Genomic DNA, 16,358 nt, shown 5'->3' with positions numbered 1-16,358 from the left:
TTACTTTCTTTGGCGAAGCAAAGAAAGTGAGTAGCTGTCGGTCTACCACCGACCTGTGAACGAAGGGAATGTTTGGCGGTAAATATGGAGGAAAAAAATGCGATACGTGGGGCGGGTGCAACCCGCGCCGCCAGAATTTGAAGAATACCGTAGCGTTAATTGAAACGATCAAAGAAGATTTTAACGACAAATCGAGAGTAAACATTGACAGCGCGGGTTTCACCCGCCCTACATAAATTTACCGTTGCGCTTATTGAATCAGCGCTTTCCTAAATCAAACATCCAACTACTCAAGCACCACACCCAAACCACCAGCCACCACAACCCGCGCCTGCTGGGCAACATCTCTACGATGCGCACCCTCGGTAGGAATATTCGGCAATTGAATCAACTCGGCAGTGAGTCCACCTGCTTGCAAAATCGCTTTCATACTCTCTGCAAAAGTCATCTCGCCGATAAAATCCGCTGCAGGATGAAGTTGTCCTTGCGCGTCAACATAACGCACCGCGAACGGCAACACCGGCACTTTGGCTTCAATCGCGGCTTCGAATAAATTCGCGTGAAATGGCAACAAGCCACCTTGCGCACCGGTGGTACCTTCTGGGAAAAAGGCGATGCGTTTGTTTTGCTCTAATTGGTGTACTAGGCCTTCGTAAATGCGGCGCACTTCGCGTTGTTTGCCGCGTGCTAAAAAGATGGTGCCTGCTTGTGCGCTAAGCCAGCCGGCGATGGGCCAACTGCGGATATCGGCTTTAGCGACAAAATGACATGCCTGCCAAGAATTGATGACAAAAATATCTAACCACGATACATGATTAGCGATAATCAAGGCATGGTCGGCGATTTGTCCGCCGCTTTGATCTATGAATTTAACACGGACTTTGCAGAGCGCTAGTAATTGAAATGACCAACGACGCACCAAGGCTTCGCGCTTAGGCGCCGCTATCCACGGAAAAATAAATGCGCAAGTGGCCACGCCACGCATAACATGCAAAAAAACACGGGCGAAACGCAGTTTATGCATGTATCACCAAATCAAAATTAATAAAAAAGAGTACCAAGCTATCTATTTAGCTCACTGAAAAATGGCATTCGCGAGCATCACAAAGCTTGGTAAGCAACACGTCCATGGACAATAGTCGCTTTCACCACACCCGGCAATTCGTAAGCAAGGAATGGCGTGTGTTTGCCCTGACTCACGAGCGCATCGGCTTTTACTTCCCAACGCGAAGTGGGATCAAAGACACAGATATCCGCCGCTGCACCGACCTTGATTTGTCCGCAAGCTAAACCGACCAAATTGGCAGGATCACGTGTGATTTTGGCGATGGCTTGTGGCAAACTGATGGCGCCACGACTATCGTCTGACCATTTAATGACCAACGATAAAAGCAGTTCTAGTCCTGTCGCCCCGGGCGAAGCTTCAGCAAACGGCAAGGCTTTTTCGTCGTCATCGACTGGCGTGTGGTCGGAGCAGATTGCGTCTATGGTGCCATCGATCAATGCGGCATGAATCGCATCGCGATCACGTTGGCTACGCAGAGGCGGTGTCAAACGTGCATTAGAATCGAAATAGCCAATATCAGTATCGGTCAAATGCACATGATGAATGCCGACGTCACAAGTCAATGGCAGACCTTCTTTTTTTGCTTGACGAATGAGCGCTAAGCCAGCCGCTGAAGAGATTCGGCATAAATGCACGCGCGCACCCGTGGCACGCATCAATTCAAACAAAGTATGTAAGGCGATAGTTTCTGCCATCACCGGCACGCCTGAAAGACCAAGACGTGATGCCAGCGGACCGCTGTGGGCAACTCCGCCTTTACCAACGAAAGCATCTTGCGGGCGCAACCAAACGGTGTAACCAAAAGTGGCGGCATACGATAAGGCGCGTTGCAACACATTGGTATCGACGATGGCTTCTTCTGCTTGCGAAAAACCAACACAGCCCGCTTCGGTTAAAGCGGCCATTTCGGTCAAGTTCTGACCTTTCAAACCAATCGTCAATGCGCCTAAAGGATAGACATTGGCCTTGTGCTGAAGCTTGGCTCTTTGCTTGAGCATTTCTACTAAACCGGCTTCATCGAGCACAGGATCGGTATCTGGTGGACAAACTAAACTAGTAATACCACCACGCACCGCTGCTTCTAATTCTGATTCTAATGTCGCTTTGTATTCAAAGCCGGGCTCGCGCAAACGTGCACTTAAATCGACCAAGCCAGGTGCCACGACTAGGCCACTGGCGTCTATGGTTTGTGCGGCGACGAAATCAACAGGCGCACTACCGAGTGCGGCGATTTTACCTGCACTGATAAAGATATCCTGCACGGCATCGACACCGCTGACGGGATCAATCACACGACCATTTTTAATATGAAGATTCATGTTCGTTCTTTCTGAAATTTCAACCATGACTACCCGACACAATACTCATCACCGCCATCCTTACCGCGATACCAAATGTCACTTGCGACAAAATGACCGCTTGTGAACCATCAGCCACCGCGGAATCAATCTCTACTCCGCGATTCATCGGTCCCGGATGCATCACGATGGCATCCGATTTAGCCAAGGCTAAACGCTCAGGAGTTAAACCGTATTGCTTAAAGTATTCTTGTGTCGAAGGTAGTAATGCGCCATTCATACGTTCGTTTTGCAAACGCAACATAATGACCACATCAACGCCTTTTAAGCCTTCGTTCATATTGGTGAATACGCGCACACCCATTTGCTCCAAACCACTTGGTATCAAGGTCTGCGGTCCAATCACGCGCACTTCGGCAGCGCCTAAGGTAGTTAAAGCATGAATATCCGAGCGGGCTACTCGACTGTGCAAGACATCGCCAACAATTGCGACAGTCAGATTGCTAAAATCTTTCTTGTAGTGACGTATGGTGTACATGTCCAACAAGCCTTGAGTTGGATGCTCGTGTCGACCATCACCGGCATTCACCACATGCACATGATGTTGCTTGGTATCGTTGAGGTGCTGCGCAATCAAAAATGGAGCACCCGAGGTGGCATGACGCACAACAAACATATCGGCATGCATCGCCGCTAAATTATCTATCGTATCAAGCAGTGACTCGCCCTTACTGGCACTCGATGCCGCAATATTCAAATTGATGACATCAGCGGATAAACGCTTAGCGGCGATTTCAAAGGTGGTGCGAGTGCGTGTTGAATTTTCAAAAAACAGATTGAATACACTCTTCCCGTGCATCAATGGCACCTTCTTTAGCTCACGCTCACCGATACTGACAAAGGATGAGGCCGTATCCAATATGTGATTGATGACAGATTTAGGCAAACCGTCAATCGCTAACAGATGTTGCAATTCGCCGTGTTTATTTAGCTGTGGATTTTTCATCGTTATTCATTCTTCGGTTGGATGATTCCAATTTGGTCTATCTGATATGGAATCGTATTGACCTCATCGTATTGAGATCATCGTATTGCCATCAATTTACTAACCTACTTGATCAAAATACTGCTGCAATATTAATGCTGCGGCCTGATCGTCGATGTGCTCGCCCTGCTTTGCTTTAAACATTGCAGAGGTATAACGCTCATCAACTAAGGCAATCTTTACCCCGTAACGTCCATGCAATTGGTTGGCGAATCGCTGGCAGCGCACGGTCATTTCATGCGCCGCGCCATCAGGATGCATAGGCAAGCCAACCACACATAATACGGGCTGCCATTCTTGGATCAAGTCGGCAATTGCGACAAACTTTGCATCGTTACTCGCCGCACGGATAATACTCAAAGCCTGAGCTTGCCTAAGCATGGTATTGCCGACTGCGACGCCGATACGCTTCAAGCCGAAATCGAAGGCCAATACGGTGCCATTGATTTGCGGTGTCTCAATCGATTGCATGCCATTCATCAAGCATGTCCTGCCACCGAGGCCAGCATCAAAGGATCAAATCCCAATAATTTCATCGCTGCGTCGAAACGCTCTTCAATAGGCAAATCAAACATGACACCTAAATCGGCAGGTGCAGTCAACCAGCCATTCGACAAAATCTCTTGCTCCAATTGGCCCGCTCCCCAGCCCGAATAGCCGATGCTCAACAGCAATCGTTGTGGTGCCTCCCCTGCCGCTAAAGATTCTAAAATATCTCTAGACGTGGTAAAACTGACTTCATCGCTGACTTTTAAAGTAGAGGAATATGAACCTGCTGGCGCATGCAAAATAAAGCCACGATCACTTTGCACCGGTCCACCAAACAGCACGGGATGCTGCCCCATAGGATGGGAATTAGGAATTATTTCGAGTTGTAGATCAATACGATCAAATAAATCTGCGACTGTCATATCGGTGGCGCGATTGATGACCACGCCCATGGCGCCACGCGCGTTATGTTCACAAATGTAAATGACGGTGCCACCAAAAATGGGGTCCATCATATTTGGCATAGCAATCAAAAAATGATTGCTTAAATCCAGTGATTGCGCTGCACGTTCGTCTTTACTAGCGCCGACTCTAAGCTTGATCATAGATTCCAATGTATCAGAGAAATCATAGCCAACTAACTCGATTTCTTCTCCCTCAAAGTCATCGACTAGGGAATTTAGGTTTTTTTGCTTCTTCATACACGTATTTTATCATTTTTAGCCGATTTTTTTTATCTGTGCTATGGTTCCGCGCGCAGCTTAATGACATTCTTCACGCTTCATTTTGAATGTTATGGCGAACTGCACAACCTCAGTAACACCCCTCACAAATTATTTATTTTACAAAATGACTTATACAAAAAGCTTAGTCTGGTTTCGCCGGGATCTGCGTAGTTTTGATCATGCCGCACTCTATCAAGCATTGAAACACGCCTCTGCTTGTTATTGCGTTTTTGTGTTCGATCACAACATCTTGAAGCATTTGCCCAAACGCGATAGACGTATGCAATTCATTTATCAAAGTATTCTTGAACTACGCCAAGAATTAGAAAAATTAGGTGGTGGCTTAATCGTTCGGTACGGCGATCCAGTAGAAGAAATTCCGCGTCTTGCGGCACAACTAGAAGTCAACGCAGTTTATGTCAATCGAGACTATGAACCAACGGCCAAAGCCCGCGATCAAGCTGTTAGTACAAGTCTAGCTAGTTTTAACTGCGACTTTATCTCTTGCAAGGATCAGGTGATTTTTGAAATGGATGAAGTGCTAAGTCTCGCTGAAAAGCCCTTCTCGGTATTCACCCCTTACAAAAATGCCTGGCTAAAGAAATTAGCCAGCGAGACCACAGGCGAACCGGATTTTTACTTCAAAGCTTATCCAGTAGAGAAATATGCAGCTCATTTTGCGCAACACACCGAGCTTAGCTTACCAAGTATGGCGGAAATGGGCTTTGAGACGCTCAGCGCAGAAGAACTCAAACTGCAAGGCGGAATGGCAGCTGGCGCAGAACTATTAGATGATTTTCTAGCACGTATAGACCAATATGGCGATGCACGTGACTTTCCTGCGGTTAAAGGCCCTTCATATTTATCGGTTCATTTGCGATTTGGCACGGTATCGATACGCTATTTAGTGAGCCAAGCAATACGCCATACGCGCACGGCCAACAGCTCACTTGGGGCTAGCGTGTGGCTATCAGAACTAATCTGGCGCGACTTCTATTTTATGATTTTGCATCATCACCCGCGCGTCGTCAGTCAATCTTTCAAACCAGAATACGATGCAATACAGTGGGAGAACGACGCCCATGCACAAGTATTATTTCAAGCGTGGTGCGATGGCAAAACAGGTTACCCGCTAGTCGACGCTGCGATGCTGCAATTGAATCAGACAGGTTATATGCACAATCGCTTACGCATGGTGGTCGCTAGTTTTTTGGTGAAAGATTTAGGCATAGACTGGCGCTGGGGTGAAGCGTATTTCGCCTTACATTTGAATGATTTTGATTTATCGGCTAACAACGGTGGCTGGCAATGGGCAGCGTCTACTGGTTGCGATGCTCAACCCTATTTCCGGATTTTCAACCCGATTACGCAATCGGAAAAGTTCGATAGTGAAGGCAAGTTTATCCGTCGTTATTTACCTCAATTATCTGGCTTAAATGCCCGTCACATTCATGCGCCATGGAAGCTCACACCCATCGAATTAAAAGGCGCTAACTTGGCACTTGGTATTGACTATCCTTATCCGATTATCGAACATGATGTGGCACGTAAAAAAACACTAGAACGTTACAGCGTGGTTAAGAAAGTTAGCGGAGAATAGCAAAACGCCTCGAGTACAACAAAACATTCGAGGCGTTTTTTTTCATACTACAAACTGACTATGACAGCACTTCCGCTGGTTTATTCACAAAACCACTGATCGCCGCTAACAAATCATCTTCGCGATACGGCTTACCGAAGTATTCATTTACACCTAACTCCGCCGCATAGTTACGATGCTTATCAGCAGTACGTGAGGTAATCATGATAATCGGAATATGCGTCGTTCTGGAGTCACTACGAACGTTACGGGTCAAGTCAAATCCATCCATGCGAGGCATTTCAATATCCACCAACATCACATCAGGTGTAATCGACTGTAACTGCTCAAGCGCATCAATACCGTCCTTCGCTAATACGACTTGATAACCTTCACGTACCAACAAACGTTGGGTAACACGACGTACCGTTAAAGAGTCATCGACCACCATAACGATATGATGAGAACGCAAGCCTTGAACTGGTGCCAACGTCGTCGGTACTTCCACTTTCTCTACCATTTCGGCTACAGCGCCCATCTCTGGCGTGCTATCTACGCTGGCATCAGGTAATTTTGCACGTTCGTACTCAAGTTTTTGCGCCAATGGGACTGGGTTCAAAATCAAAACAATATTACCTGAACCCAACACAGTCGCACCTGCAATACCGATCATACGAGCTAATTGCGGACCGACGTTTTTAACAACGACCTCGCGATTACCAATAATCTGATCCACATGAATCGCAACACGTTCGTTATCGCTCTTCATAATCAAAATCGGCGTGTATTGCTGAGTATCAGGCGTTGCATCACGTTCACCCAACATACTTGGCAAATAATGCAGTGACACGCGATTACCCTGCCACATAATCGCACCGTCATTGTAGGCATTAGCTAATGCGGCTGATTTCAATTGCTGCACTTGTTCCACTAACACAGAAGGTACAGCGAAAGTCTTACCACCTGCATTCAAAATGACCACTTGGGTCACCGCCAAGGTCAAAGGCAAATGAATCGTGAAATGCGCACCCTGTCCTTCAATTGAGGTCACAGAAACACGTCCACCTAAAGACGCCGCTTCTGAACGCACCACGTCCATACCAACGCCACGACCGGCTAACTCGGTCACTTCGCTAGCGGTAGAAAATCCTGGTTCAAAAATCAGATTTACGACATCCGATTCATTAATAAAAGACTCGTCGGTGAGTAAACCTACCGTCTTCGCTTTTTCACGAATACGATTAATATTTAAACCTTGTCCGTCATCGGTGAAGTGAATAACAACCTCATTACCCTCTTGGCGAATCTCAATCAATAACTCACCGACCTCGCTCTTACCACGACCAACGCGATCTTGACGTGACTCAATGCCATGCACAATGGCGTTACGCAACATGTGCTCGAACGGCGCAACCATTTTTTCCAAAACGCTGCGATCGATCTCTACTGAGGTACCACGGATATCCAGATTGACGCGTTTATCAACCTCTTTCGCTGTCTGGCGAGCGATCCTATATAAACGTTCCGATACGCTGGAGAACGGAATCATACGTACACGCATCAGATCTTGCTGTAATTCACGCGTTAAACGAGCTTGTACGTTCAAATCGGTGGTCGCGCCCTCAATCGTACGATTCAGCGCTGTCTGTACCGTGGCCACGTCGCTGACGCTTTCAGCCATCATACGAGTTAACTCTTGCAAACGGGTAAATCGGTCAAATTCCAAAGGATCAAATTCACGATCGCCCGAAAATGCCATGCGTGAGGTAATTTGCGTTTCCGCCTGGATCTCTACTTCACGCAACTGATCACGCAAACGGCTCACGTTTTCGGTCAATTCAGACAAAGATGCTTTCAAGGTATCCACTTCATTCTCTAATTTAGAACGAGAAATGGAGACTTCACCAGCCTGATTGACTAAGCGATCCAAAATATCGGCTCGAACCCGCACCAAAGGTACTGGCGCAGAAGCAGCAGAAACTGCCGCCTGCGGCGCTAACTGACGTGGCGCGCTTGAGATTTTGACTGGTCTAGCGACTGCAGTATTTGCTTGCTCAGGTGCTTTATTAGATTCTGCTGAGGTTTCCGATGCTACTAATGCAGCTGGGTCGGCTACTGGCGCCTGATTTGTTGCAAACTGATCCGTTGTATGTCCAGACTCAGAATCCGTGATGTTTAACTCGTTCGCCTCAGATAGATCAGACGATACTTCTTCAGCCGCTAGCTGCGGATCAAAACCAGATTGCAACGCGTCTTGAAATTGATTGATTTCCTGTGCAACGGTCAACTCAACCACTTGCTCAGACTCAAGCTCGACGCTAGCCAAATCAGGATTTTGCAAACGCTCAAATAAATGCATTGCATAATCTTGACGTGCAATCAGATCTTCCAATAAAGGCTGACGAATCGTACTACCGGTATGCATCAAGTTTTCAATACGGGTTTCCATATCATGCGTATGTTGACCCAATTGCATAGCGCCAGCCATACGAGCACTACCTTTAACCGTATGCATTAAACGCAAAATCGATTGTGGAATCGCATCGTCTTCCGGGCTTTGCTGCCATGAACGCAACAACTGACCGATCATAGGCAACAGATCATTACCTTCTTCCAAGAAGACAGGCAATAAGTCATGATCAATCTCATCGCGAACTTTTAATTCAATATCGGTAGAGCTACGATCCAGACTTGCTAGATTTTCTGTTTCAGCATTCGTTTCAGCCAATGGTGCTGGTGCTGGCGCCGTTGCGACAACAGGAATCACCGTGTCAAATCCAGATACATCAACACGATTGCTCTCATCGGAATTACTTAAAGTCGCAGAGAATTGCGGTGCTGAAGTATCTTCAACACTTAATTCCAACACGGCGGACTCAGGGACGGCCTCTACATCTTCTGTTGCTACAGGACTTGCATCGGCCAATGTCTCAGACTCAGGCAGATTTACCAATTCAGGCGCAGCATCTAAAACAGCATCGACAACTTCATCTGCAGTCACTTCTGCCAATGCATTTGATTCATCACTACTGTCAATATTCGCAATCGCAACGTCAGCCGAAGTAGCGCTAGTGTCCAACATCACCGCGTCTAAACGCTCGTTAGTAGAAGTAATAAATTCCTCATCATCACCTACGTTGGAACGAGTAATGATTACTTCCAATAATTGACTCAGTTTTTGATTCTCTGCAGGTACACGATCCGCCATTTCAGACAAGGCAAATTTTTGCAACATCGATTTCACGCATTCAACAGCGTGATCCAAAGTATCAAATTCAGCATTTTCTAAGTTGACTGGATGGCGCTCCAAACGCTGCAATACGTTCTCTAAACTATGCGCCAACTCCTGAACAGAAAATAATCCCACTGTGGCAGAACTTCCTGCTAAAGAATGGGCCGCATGTACAGCATGACGAGAGACTGGTCGTGCTGGCTCATGGCGCCATTCAGAGAAATCTTGCTGTAAGAAACGAACAATTTCGTCCGTCTCCGCCATATAAATCGTATGCAATGGCAGGCTGATTTCGATCTCACCAATACGCTTGGTGTTATCGTTTTCTTTCAAAACAGGCATAGAGAAATCTGGGAACTCTATGATCTGCGCCGTTTGTTGTTGTGCTTGTTGCGATGTCTGTTGCAGAGTTTCCGCCGGTGAAGCCGCAAGCTCCTCGACTTCCGACTCAAGCATATTCGGTGACGTTAAATCGTCTGCAACCACCGCCTCTGAAATTGATTCTGGTGTTTGTACAAGACTGTCGGTATCGATAGCGATCAATGAGGACGCTGCTGGTACTTCTGCGTCTGCTTCTACCTCCGCATCCACCTCATGCTCAACGGATGTAGCAGTTAACTCACTAGCTTCTAACATCAAATCATTTAAAACATCCGATATCTTCGGCAATTCTGACTCAACGGAGTGCGCTACCAATACAGCATCTTCATCGTGTCCGATTACGCCTTCATCATGAGCGACATCAACTTCGACAACGTCAGCTGCTTCCAGAGTGATTTCTTCATCAAACTTGATATCACCAAAGATCGGTGCTTCAGATGCTAAGTCATCCAAGTTATCGCTAGCAGTTGTAGCCTGAATGTCTGCGCTTGCTGCTTCTATTACCTCTGTTGATGCTATCGCTGCGTCCGCGACTTCAGTCTCGGCTTGAGGCGCGACTGACTCGGACGTATCTAATACCAAATCTTGCGCGTCAATCATCTCGCTTTCTGCGACTGTCAATGACACTGGATCCAATACTAAGCCCTGATCAATCGGCAAATTCAACTCAACCGCTGGCGATAGTTCTTCCGGCGCAACTAAATCGGCTAAAGCTGCCAATTCAGGTAAAACAGAAGCAGAACCTTCATTCGAGTCTAATACAGTTGAGCTCTGAGTAATGTCATTGACGCTTGGCTCAGGTGCTAAGTCTGGCGTTAGTACGTCTGGCCTTGCTTCCATAACGGCATCGACCTGTGGCATCACCTCAATAGGAGCAACGGGTGTAATAGGTGTAACTGGTGCCGAAGCTACTGGCTCTACGCTAAATGGCAATCCATCTTTGACGCGCAATGCCGCTGCAATAATAGCATCCGAATTTCTGTTGGAATTACCATTACGTTTTAACTCTTCTACCCAATCAAACATTTCCGCTGCCGCATACTCTAACAATGCATACAGCGCCTCAGTACCTGAACGTGAGTCAGACAACCAGAGGTTCATGACCTGTTCTATATTCCAAGCACCTTCGCCGAACACATTCAAGCCTACCATGCGACCACTACCTTTTAAGGTATGGAAAGAGCGGCGCAAACGAATTAGATACTCTTGATTGGCACTATCGTGACGAGATAAAGGAATATTTTCACGTACCGCTTCTAAAACTTCATCGGCTTCCATTAGAAAAATCTCTAACAGCTCCGCATCTATTTCGGCTTCTGTTTCTGGTAACTCTTGAGTCAACTGAATTTCAGGTGCTGCTTCAGTTTGAGTGGTAGCCGCAACGATTTCATTCAATGCAGCATCGGGCTGGGAAAAATCCGTATGTGAAAGCAATTCAATCGCGGTCTTAGCACGAGCACTGGCCTCACTGTCGTCGAGTAAAGCGGCAAAAGAACGTTCATGATCCAAAGAATCTTTTAGCTGCGCTTGCAACTCAGAATTCTGTGGCGCATCAACTAGAGAAGCTAACAAGCGTTCAGACTCTTTTTGTTGCTGGAGTAAATCTTGTTCTGCTGTCGCCACTGGCGGAGCGGTAAAATTTGCTTCTAAAGGCGCAGAAGGCAATAATTCTTTTTCCGGGGCTTTTTCTAAAAGCTTGGATTGAAAAATACCTTCTTGTGCATCAAAAACAAAACGTTTTTTCGCTAATTCTGGCTGGTTTTGCAAAGTTTCGATAAAGAAGGACAGCGCGCCAATATTTTGAGCGACCTTTTGATGCAAAGCTGGGACATCCGCCTCTGCCAAAGCTTCACCGCTCATGCATTGTTTTACCAAGTCACGTGTATGCGCTACCGCCGCTAAGGCTTCATCCTGATCCAAAATTGCCAAAGCGCCACCAATCTGAGCTAAGGTACCATCAACTGGTGCCAAAATAGTGGTATTAGAGGCGTCACGGAAATGTTCATCCAACGCTTTTTCCGCATGCTTGAGACTCATTTGCATTTCACCGACCAAAGCTGTCATGGTTTGACGCTGTTGAGCTTCGCGTGAAATTTCTCCTATCCAGCCAGCTTGATTTCCCGGTGACTCGCCACCGACGACAGATAGCAGACGGGCTGAAATCTCATCTGCACGGGTGGCAAAATTAGCCGGTAGATGAGTAATTTGTTCGAACGCGTTTTCCAAAAATAGCAAACATGTTGCCAATTCCAGTCCCATTCGTTCTTGATCCTTGGCACGCACGGCATGACTTGCAATACCGTTCAACTCACGCAATAACTTAGCAAGAGGTGGAGATTGCAAACCAGCACCTACATCGGCTAAATCTTTCATCTTCTGAAAAAATTTATCCGACAAGCCGGTATCACCGTTAGAGATTCTGCCCCACAAGTTTTTAATATTGCCCAGCAATTCTTTCGCCGAGGCCAGTACGTGGGGGGCGATCAATCCATAGCGTTTTTGGTCATAGTCTGAAGGCACATGATTATCTAACTGATAGGCCTTACGAATCTGTGAAACAAATGCAGATGGCTCTTTGACTTGTGCAATAAAGAACAAAGCGTCGCGCAGCAAACGTTCAGGAACACTGGTATTTCCCTCAACCAGGCGACGTATCTGTAAATTAATACGCCCCCAAATTTGCTTAATATGTCGCTCATCTTTCGCTTCAACTTGTGCAGTTGACTCAGCAAATGCACGCATCACTAACCAAAATGCTTTGGTTTGTGAGGTAGTTTGAGCTTGTTCAATCTCGAGTATCAGCACACTCATTTGTGCAGAGGAATCTTGCTTTGCTTCCGCGTTTTTACTCGTTAACAAAGTCAACAATAACTTCTCAAATCGCAAACGAATCGCGCCATAGTTGATGGCCGCAGGATGCGCGGACAAAGTCAGCTCAGGGATTCTTTCCTGTACTGACAAAGAAGGGAAAAATAAGTCCGCTGGATGTATCCGTTCTGCGCCCTTTAATTCTAATAAGGCGCGATACTCGGGATAAAGTCGTACTGGTTGTTGCGGATTTCCCGCTAACAAATCTTCCAAATAACGCAAGACGGCATAAAATGCCTCAGTTATTTTGTTGGCGACATCTTGTGAATTTTCGAGTTTTCCAGACTGAATTTTTTCAATGATTTCTTCAACCGTTTCAGTAACGATTGCGACACCTTCGATTTCAACAATTTGCAATGCGCCATGTGCCTGATGCAAATAGCTTTTAGCCTGCAATAAAGACGTTGCCTGCGCCTCTGCGTCTTGCCCTATGGCAGAAACCAATAATTTACCTGCATTGGAGAGCGCTTCCCGCAACTCCGTCATCACCCAAGACAAAGGAGCAATATCAAATTGCTCTTGCCCCAAATCTGATGACTTAGAAGAACCTGATGTCATTCTTAAACCCCGCAAACTCTATAGGCGAGAAACCATGTTTCTCGCGTTGCATACATGATCAAGTTAAATAGTATTAACTTGCTGTCTAAAATCAGGCAGTAACCCGGAATCGAGATACCGAGTTTTTCAATTCTTCCGCTAACTTAGACAAGTCTTTAATGGAGAGAGAGGTTTGTTGCGTACCATTTTGCGTTTTTTCAGTAATCGTCAAAATGTGTTCAATATTTTGTGCAACACCATTCGCAGATGTTGCTTGCTGTTCAGTGGAGAGTGAAATACCTTGAATCAACTCCGCGAGACGATTAGAAACGCTACGAATTTCTGACAACGCCGTACCCGCCGCGTCGGACAGTTTCGCTCCCTCAACCACACCCTGTGTTGATTTTTCCATCGCGGCAACCGCATCATGCGTATCCGTTTGAATCGTACGAACCAGCGCACCAATCTGTTTGGTCGCTTCAGCTGAACGTTCCGCCAATCGCTGAACCTCTTCCGCAACAACGGAGAAGCCTCGACCTGCTTCACCCGCTGACGCCGCCTGAATCGCCGCATTCAACGCCAATACGTTGGTCTGTTCGGTAATATCGGAAATCAACTCAGTGATCTCACCAATCTCTTGTGAGGATTCACCGAGACGTTTAATACGTTTAGAAGTTTCCTGAATTTGTTCACGAATCTCGTTCATGCCCTTGATCGTGTTTTCCACCGCTAAAGCACCTTGCTCTGCCGCAGCAACCGACTGACGCGCAACCTCGGCTGATTCATTCGCAGAACGGGAAACTTCGGTAATATCATTTGCCATTGTGGTAATTGCTTTACCCGCATCGACAATCTCACGCGCCTGTTGATGTGACGCTTCCAGCAATTCATCAGAAATGGTCTGCGCTTGTGAAGACGCGCTGGTAACTTGTACCGCAGTATTAGTAACGCGACCTACCAGTCCACGCAACTCTTCCACCGTATAATTAACGGAGTCGGCAATCGCACCTGTAATATCTTCAGAAACTGTCGCTTGAACTGTCAAGTCACCATCCGCCACTTCTTGCAACTCATTCATTAATCGCAAAATCGCAGCCTGATTTTGTTCATTAACGGCATTCGCTTGTTCCTCTTGTTTCTGCGCCAATTGCATTTGCGCATCGGCCTCAAGGCGTCGTTGATTCGCTTCTTTGGTACGGTTACGGCTATCTTGCAACAACACAATCGCGATACCGGTCGCAGAGATCAAGGCTAAGACCGCGGTCAAAATCAAGAACCAGAAAGAGAGATTAGTAGAATCTTGTTGCGCCGTATAAGTTTTTTCTAGGGTAGAAATTTTTTGCTTTAATTCTTCGTTTTCATTAAAAATTAACTGCTCAGATTTTTTCGCCTCAATAAAGTCATTATTTTTCGCCAAAATATTATTGACGTGAGTTCTATACTCCGCAAAAGTTTTTTGCAAATCAGCCAACTTTGCGCGAGTTGCTGGTTCTTTTGTTGCCGCTAATTTATTAATTTCACTACCGTTCAAGAAGCCTTCGACTAATTCGAAGAAAGTATTCGCATCTTTACCTAACAAGAACGCTTTTTCAGGATTAATACCTTCAGGTGTCATAAATTCACTGGCGCTTCGTGCTAAACGTTGCGTCAACATAACTAATTGACCGGACGCGAAAATCGCTTGAGCGGATGCACCACTTTGTACTTTTTGCGTAGAAATTTCATCCGACAAACTTGCCAAGGTAGGAGAAAGCAAGTTCATGTTTTCCAGATCTTCCCTAAACCCAGCCAATTCTTTCTTAGTCTTCAATACCACTGAAGCCGCCGCATTGGTATTTGACCATGCGCGCTTGGTTGCATTCAAAACGGGTTCCAGACTTGAACTTGGCTTGGAAATAGTACGACCTTTGTAGTCGCCACCATTGATCAAAATATTCAAATTGGAGTTGATCGCTTTTTGACTCTCCTCCAATTGAGAAAATGCGGCTGGCTTACCGTAAATCGCATTTGGCGCTGCTTTACCAATACGCTGTGAGTGCATCAGAATCTCACCAGAGATCTGCGCTTGAGTAGAAATCAAAGCGGACTGACTCGCATTCAACCAAACGAAGAACGCACTCAGTGCCAATGACAATGACATAGCGATCAACAAATAACGAATTTGCTTTTGTAGCGGCAAGTGACCGATCAAAGGCAAACGGATATCGCGACCGCTATCAATAGCATTGCCAACTATCGTCGCGTCTACGCGATCCATAGTTCTATCTGCAAACGGAATTTCCTCTTTAACAGGAGCAACTGTTTCAATCGGTTCATCGATCACAATACGAACATTTTGAGCTTCTTCAATCTCTACCTCTGGCAAACTCTCACTCTCGACAGAACGCGTCGGTGCCTCTGAAGCTTGATTCGCAAAGTCTAAATGCTGGACTTCTTGATCCTCAGTCGAATGTGGTTGGGTATTCAATGCCATTACAAAATCTCCTAAACGATTGAAAAGCTAGGCTTTCTATATATTACTTGTCCGTCAGTACTTATTTATTGACCAATATGCAAAAACTCTTGATCTTGAACCAAGAGCGAGAGACTTAGCTGCGACCAGATTTGTCCGTCTGCATCGATAAATTTATTTAAAACCCAAGGCTTTGCCGCCTTTCCTTGCTCAGCCAGTTCTTCACTATCATCGATTAATTGCATAGTGTCCGCATTGCGCAGACCCAAAACCTTAGAAACTAAAAGGCCGCTGTTAAACGATAAGCTATTCGAGAACGCTAATATCCTGCAGGACGAATCTTGATGGGTTGCTTCTCCGCCCTCAAACAGCGAGTAGTCAATCACACTGGTCAAACTTCCCCGCACATTAGAAAGCCCGAGATACCAAGGTTTTGTCAAAGGAACTTGAGTTAGATTGCCGGATGAAACAATTTCACCAGCCTCACGTAAATCGATCAGATAACGCGTACGTCCGATGAGCACGCCGAGTTGATTCGCACGAACGTGAGACCCCAACTTAGCGGCCTGCATACGCTCCATCAACTGCGCTTGAAAATCACGTAAACGAGCGCGTCGTCCGACTGATTTGGATTTAGCTACTTCAGGTTCAGTAAGCGCTAATTTATCGAGAGTATTGTCTGTCAT

General features: G+C 46.2%; 9 protein-coding genes. 1 reads left to right on the top strand and 8 read right to left on the bottom strand.

Going from position 1 to position 16,358, the window contains the following annotated elements:
- Positions 1–286: 286 nt before the first annotated feature.
- The 5 genes from ACFFJH_RS05290 to ACFFJH_RS05270 all read right to left on the bottom strand — a co-directional run bounded on the left by ACFFJH_RS05290 (position 287) and on the right by ACFFJH_RS05270 (position 4,503).
- Positions 287–1,024, bottom strand: a complete 738-nt coding sequence (locus ACFFJH_RS05290) for a lysophospholipid acyltransferase family protein (protein WP_390210634.1) — start codon at positions 1,022–1,024, stop codon at positions 287–289.
- Between the two features lie 77 nt (positions 1,025–1,101).
- Complete coding sequence (locus ACFFJH_RS05285; protein ID WP_390210631.1) at positions 1,102–2,385, bottom strand: dihydroorotase; 1,284 nt, start codon at positions 2,383–2,385, stop codon at positions 1,102–1,104.
- Positions 2,386–2,404: 19 nt separating this feature from the next.
- Positions 2,405–3,370 carry an aspartate carbamoyltransferase catalytic subunit gene (locus ACFFJH_RS05280; protein ID WP_390210629.1) on the bottom strand — a complete coding sequence of 322 codons (966 nt, stop codon included), beginning with the start codon at positions 3,368–3,370 and terminating at the stop codon, positions 2,405–2,407.
- 99 nt (positions 3,371–3,469) lie between these two features.
- Entirely contained in the window at positions 3,470–3,889 is a 420-nt protein-coding gene (ruvX, locus tag ACFFJH_RS05275) for a Holliday junction resolvase RuvX (protein WP_390210627.1), read from the bottom strand.
- On the bottom strand, positions 3,889–4,503 hold the full coding sequence (locus ACFFJH_RS05270; RefSeq protein WP_390210809.1) for a YqgE/AlgH family protein: 615 nt from the start codon (positions 4,501–4,503) through the stop codon (positions 3,889–3,891). Before ACFFJH_RS05270 ends, ruvX begins: the two co-directional genes overlap by 1 nt.
- A 244-nt stretch (positions 4,504–4,747) precedes the next feature.
- Here ACFFJH_RS05270 and ACFFJH_RS05265 point away from each other — a divergent pair, with 244 nt between their 5' ends.
- Positions 4,748–6,223 (top strand): cryptochrome/photolyase family protein, encoded by a 1,476-nt coding sequence (locus tag ACFFJH_RS05265; RefSeq protein WP_390210625.1) that lies wholly within the window; start codon positions 4,748–4,750, stop codon positions 6,221–6,223.
- A 58-nt stretch (positions 6,224–6,281) separates the two neighbouring features.
- Here ACFFJH_RS05265 and ACFFJH_RS05260 read toward each other — a convergent pair whose 3' ends face one another.
- The 3 genes from ACFFJH_RS05260 to ACFFJH_RS05250 all read right to left on the bottom strand — a co-directional run bounded on the left by ACFFJH_RS05260 (position 6,282) and on the right by ACFFJH_RS05250 (position 16,358).
- Entirely contained in the window at positions 6,282–13,241 is a 6,960-nt protein-coding gene (locus tag ACFFJH_RS05260; protein WP_390210624.1) for a hybrid sensor histidine kinase/response regulator, read from the bottom strand.
- Between the two features lie 91 nt (positions 13,242–13,332).
- Positions 13,333–15,477 carry a methyl-accepting chemotaxis protein gene (locus tag ACFFJH_RS05255; RefSeq protein WP_390210807.1) on the bottom strand — a complete coding sequence of 715 codons (2,145 nt, stop codon included), beginning with the start codon at positions 15,475–15,477 and terminating at the stop codon, positions 13,333–13,335.
- A 281-nt stretch (positions 15,478–15,758) separates the two neighbouring features.
- Positions 15,759–16,358: a chemotaxis protein CheW gene (locus tag ACFFJH_RS05250; protein ID WP_390210622.1), complete on the bottom strand. Its 600-nt coding sequence runs from the start codon at positions 16,356–16,358 to the stop codon at positions 15,759–15,761.

It is taken from the genome of Affinundibacterium danionis, assembly GCF_042432465.1.
GTDB lineage: Bacteria > Pseudomonadota > Gammaproteobacteria > Burkholderiales > Burkholderiaceae_D > Undibacterium > Undibacterium danionis.
Note: the sequence above shows the minus strand (reverse complement) of the source record. Positions and strands in the feature narration are given on the sequence as shown.

What these genes read in the sequence shown, in the direction of transcription:
- ruvX (WP_390210627.1), bottom strand. Translation starts at nt 3,889, where the DNA reads ATGAATGGCATGCAATCGATTGAGACACCGCAAATCAATGGCACCGTA.
- ACFFJH_RS05255 (WP_390210807.1), bottom strand. Translation starts at nt 15,477, where the DNA reads ATGGATCGCGTAGACGCGACGATAGTTGGCAATGCTATTGATAGCGGT.
- ACFFJH_RS05290 (WP_390210634.1), bottom strand. Translation starts at nt 1,024, where the DNA reads ATGCATAAACTGCGTTTCGCCCGTGTTTTTTTGCATGTTATGCGTGGC.
- ACFFJH_RS05250 (WP_390210622.1), bottom strand. Translation starts at nt 16,358, where the DNA reads ATGACAGACAATACTCTCGATAAATTAGCGCTTACTGAACCTGAAGTA.
- ACFFJH_RS05285 (WP_390210631.1), bottom strand. Translation starts at nt 2,385, where the DNA reads ATGAATCTTCATATTAAAAATGGTCGTGTGATTGATCCCGTCAGCGGT.
- ACFFJH_RS05265 (WP_390210625.1), top strand. Translation starts at nt 4,748, where the DNA reads ATGACTTATACAAAAAGCTTAGTCTGGTTTCGCCGGGATCTGCGTAGT.
- ACFFJH_RS05270 (WP_390210809.1), bottom strand. Translation starts at nt 4,503, where the DNA reads ATGATCAAGCTTAGAGTCGGCGCTAGTAAAGACGAACGTGCAGCGCAA.
- ACFFJH_RS05280 (WP_390210629.1), bottom strand. Translation starts at nt 3,370, where the DNA reads ATGAAAAATCCACAGCTAAATAAACACGGCGAATTGCAACATCTGTTA.
- ACFFJH_RS05260 (WP_390210624.1), bottom strand. Translation starts at nt 13,241, where the DNA reads ATGACATCAGGTTCTTCTAAGTCATCAGATTTGGGGCAAGAGCAATTT.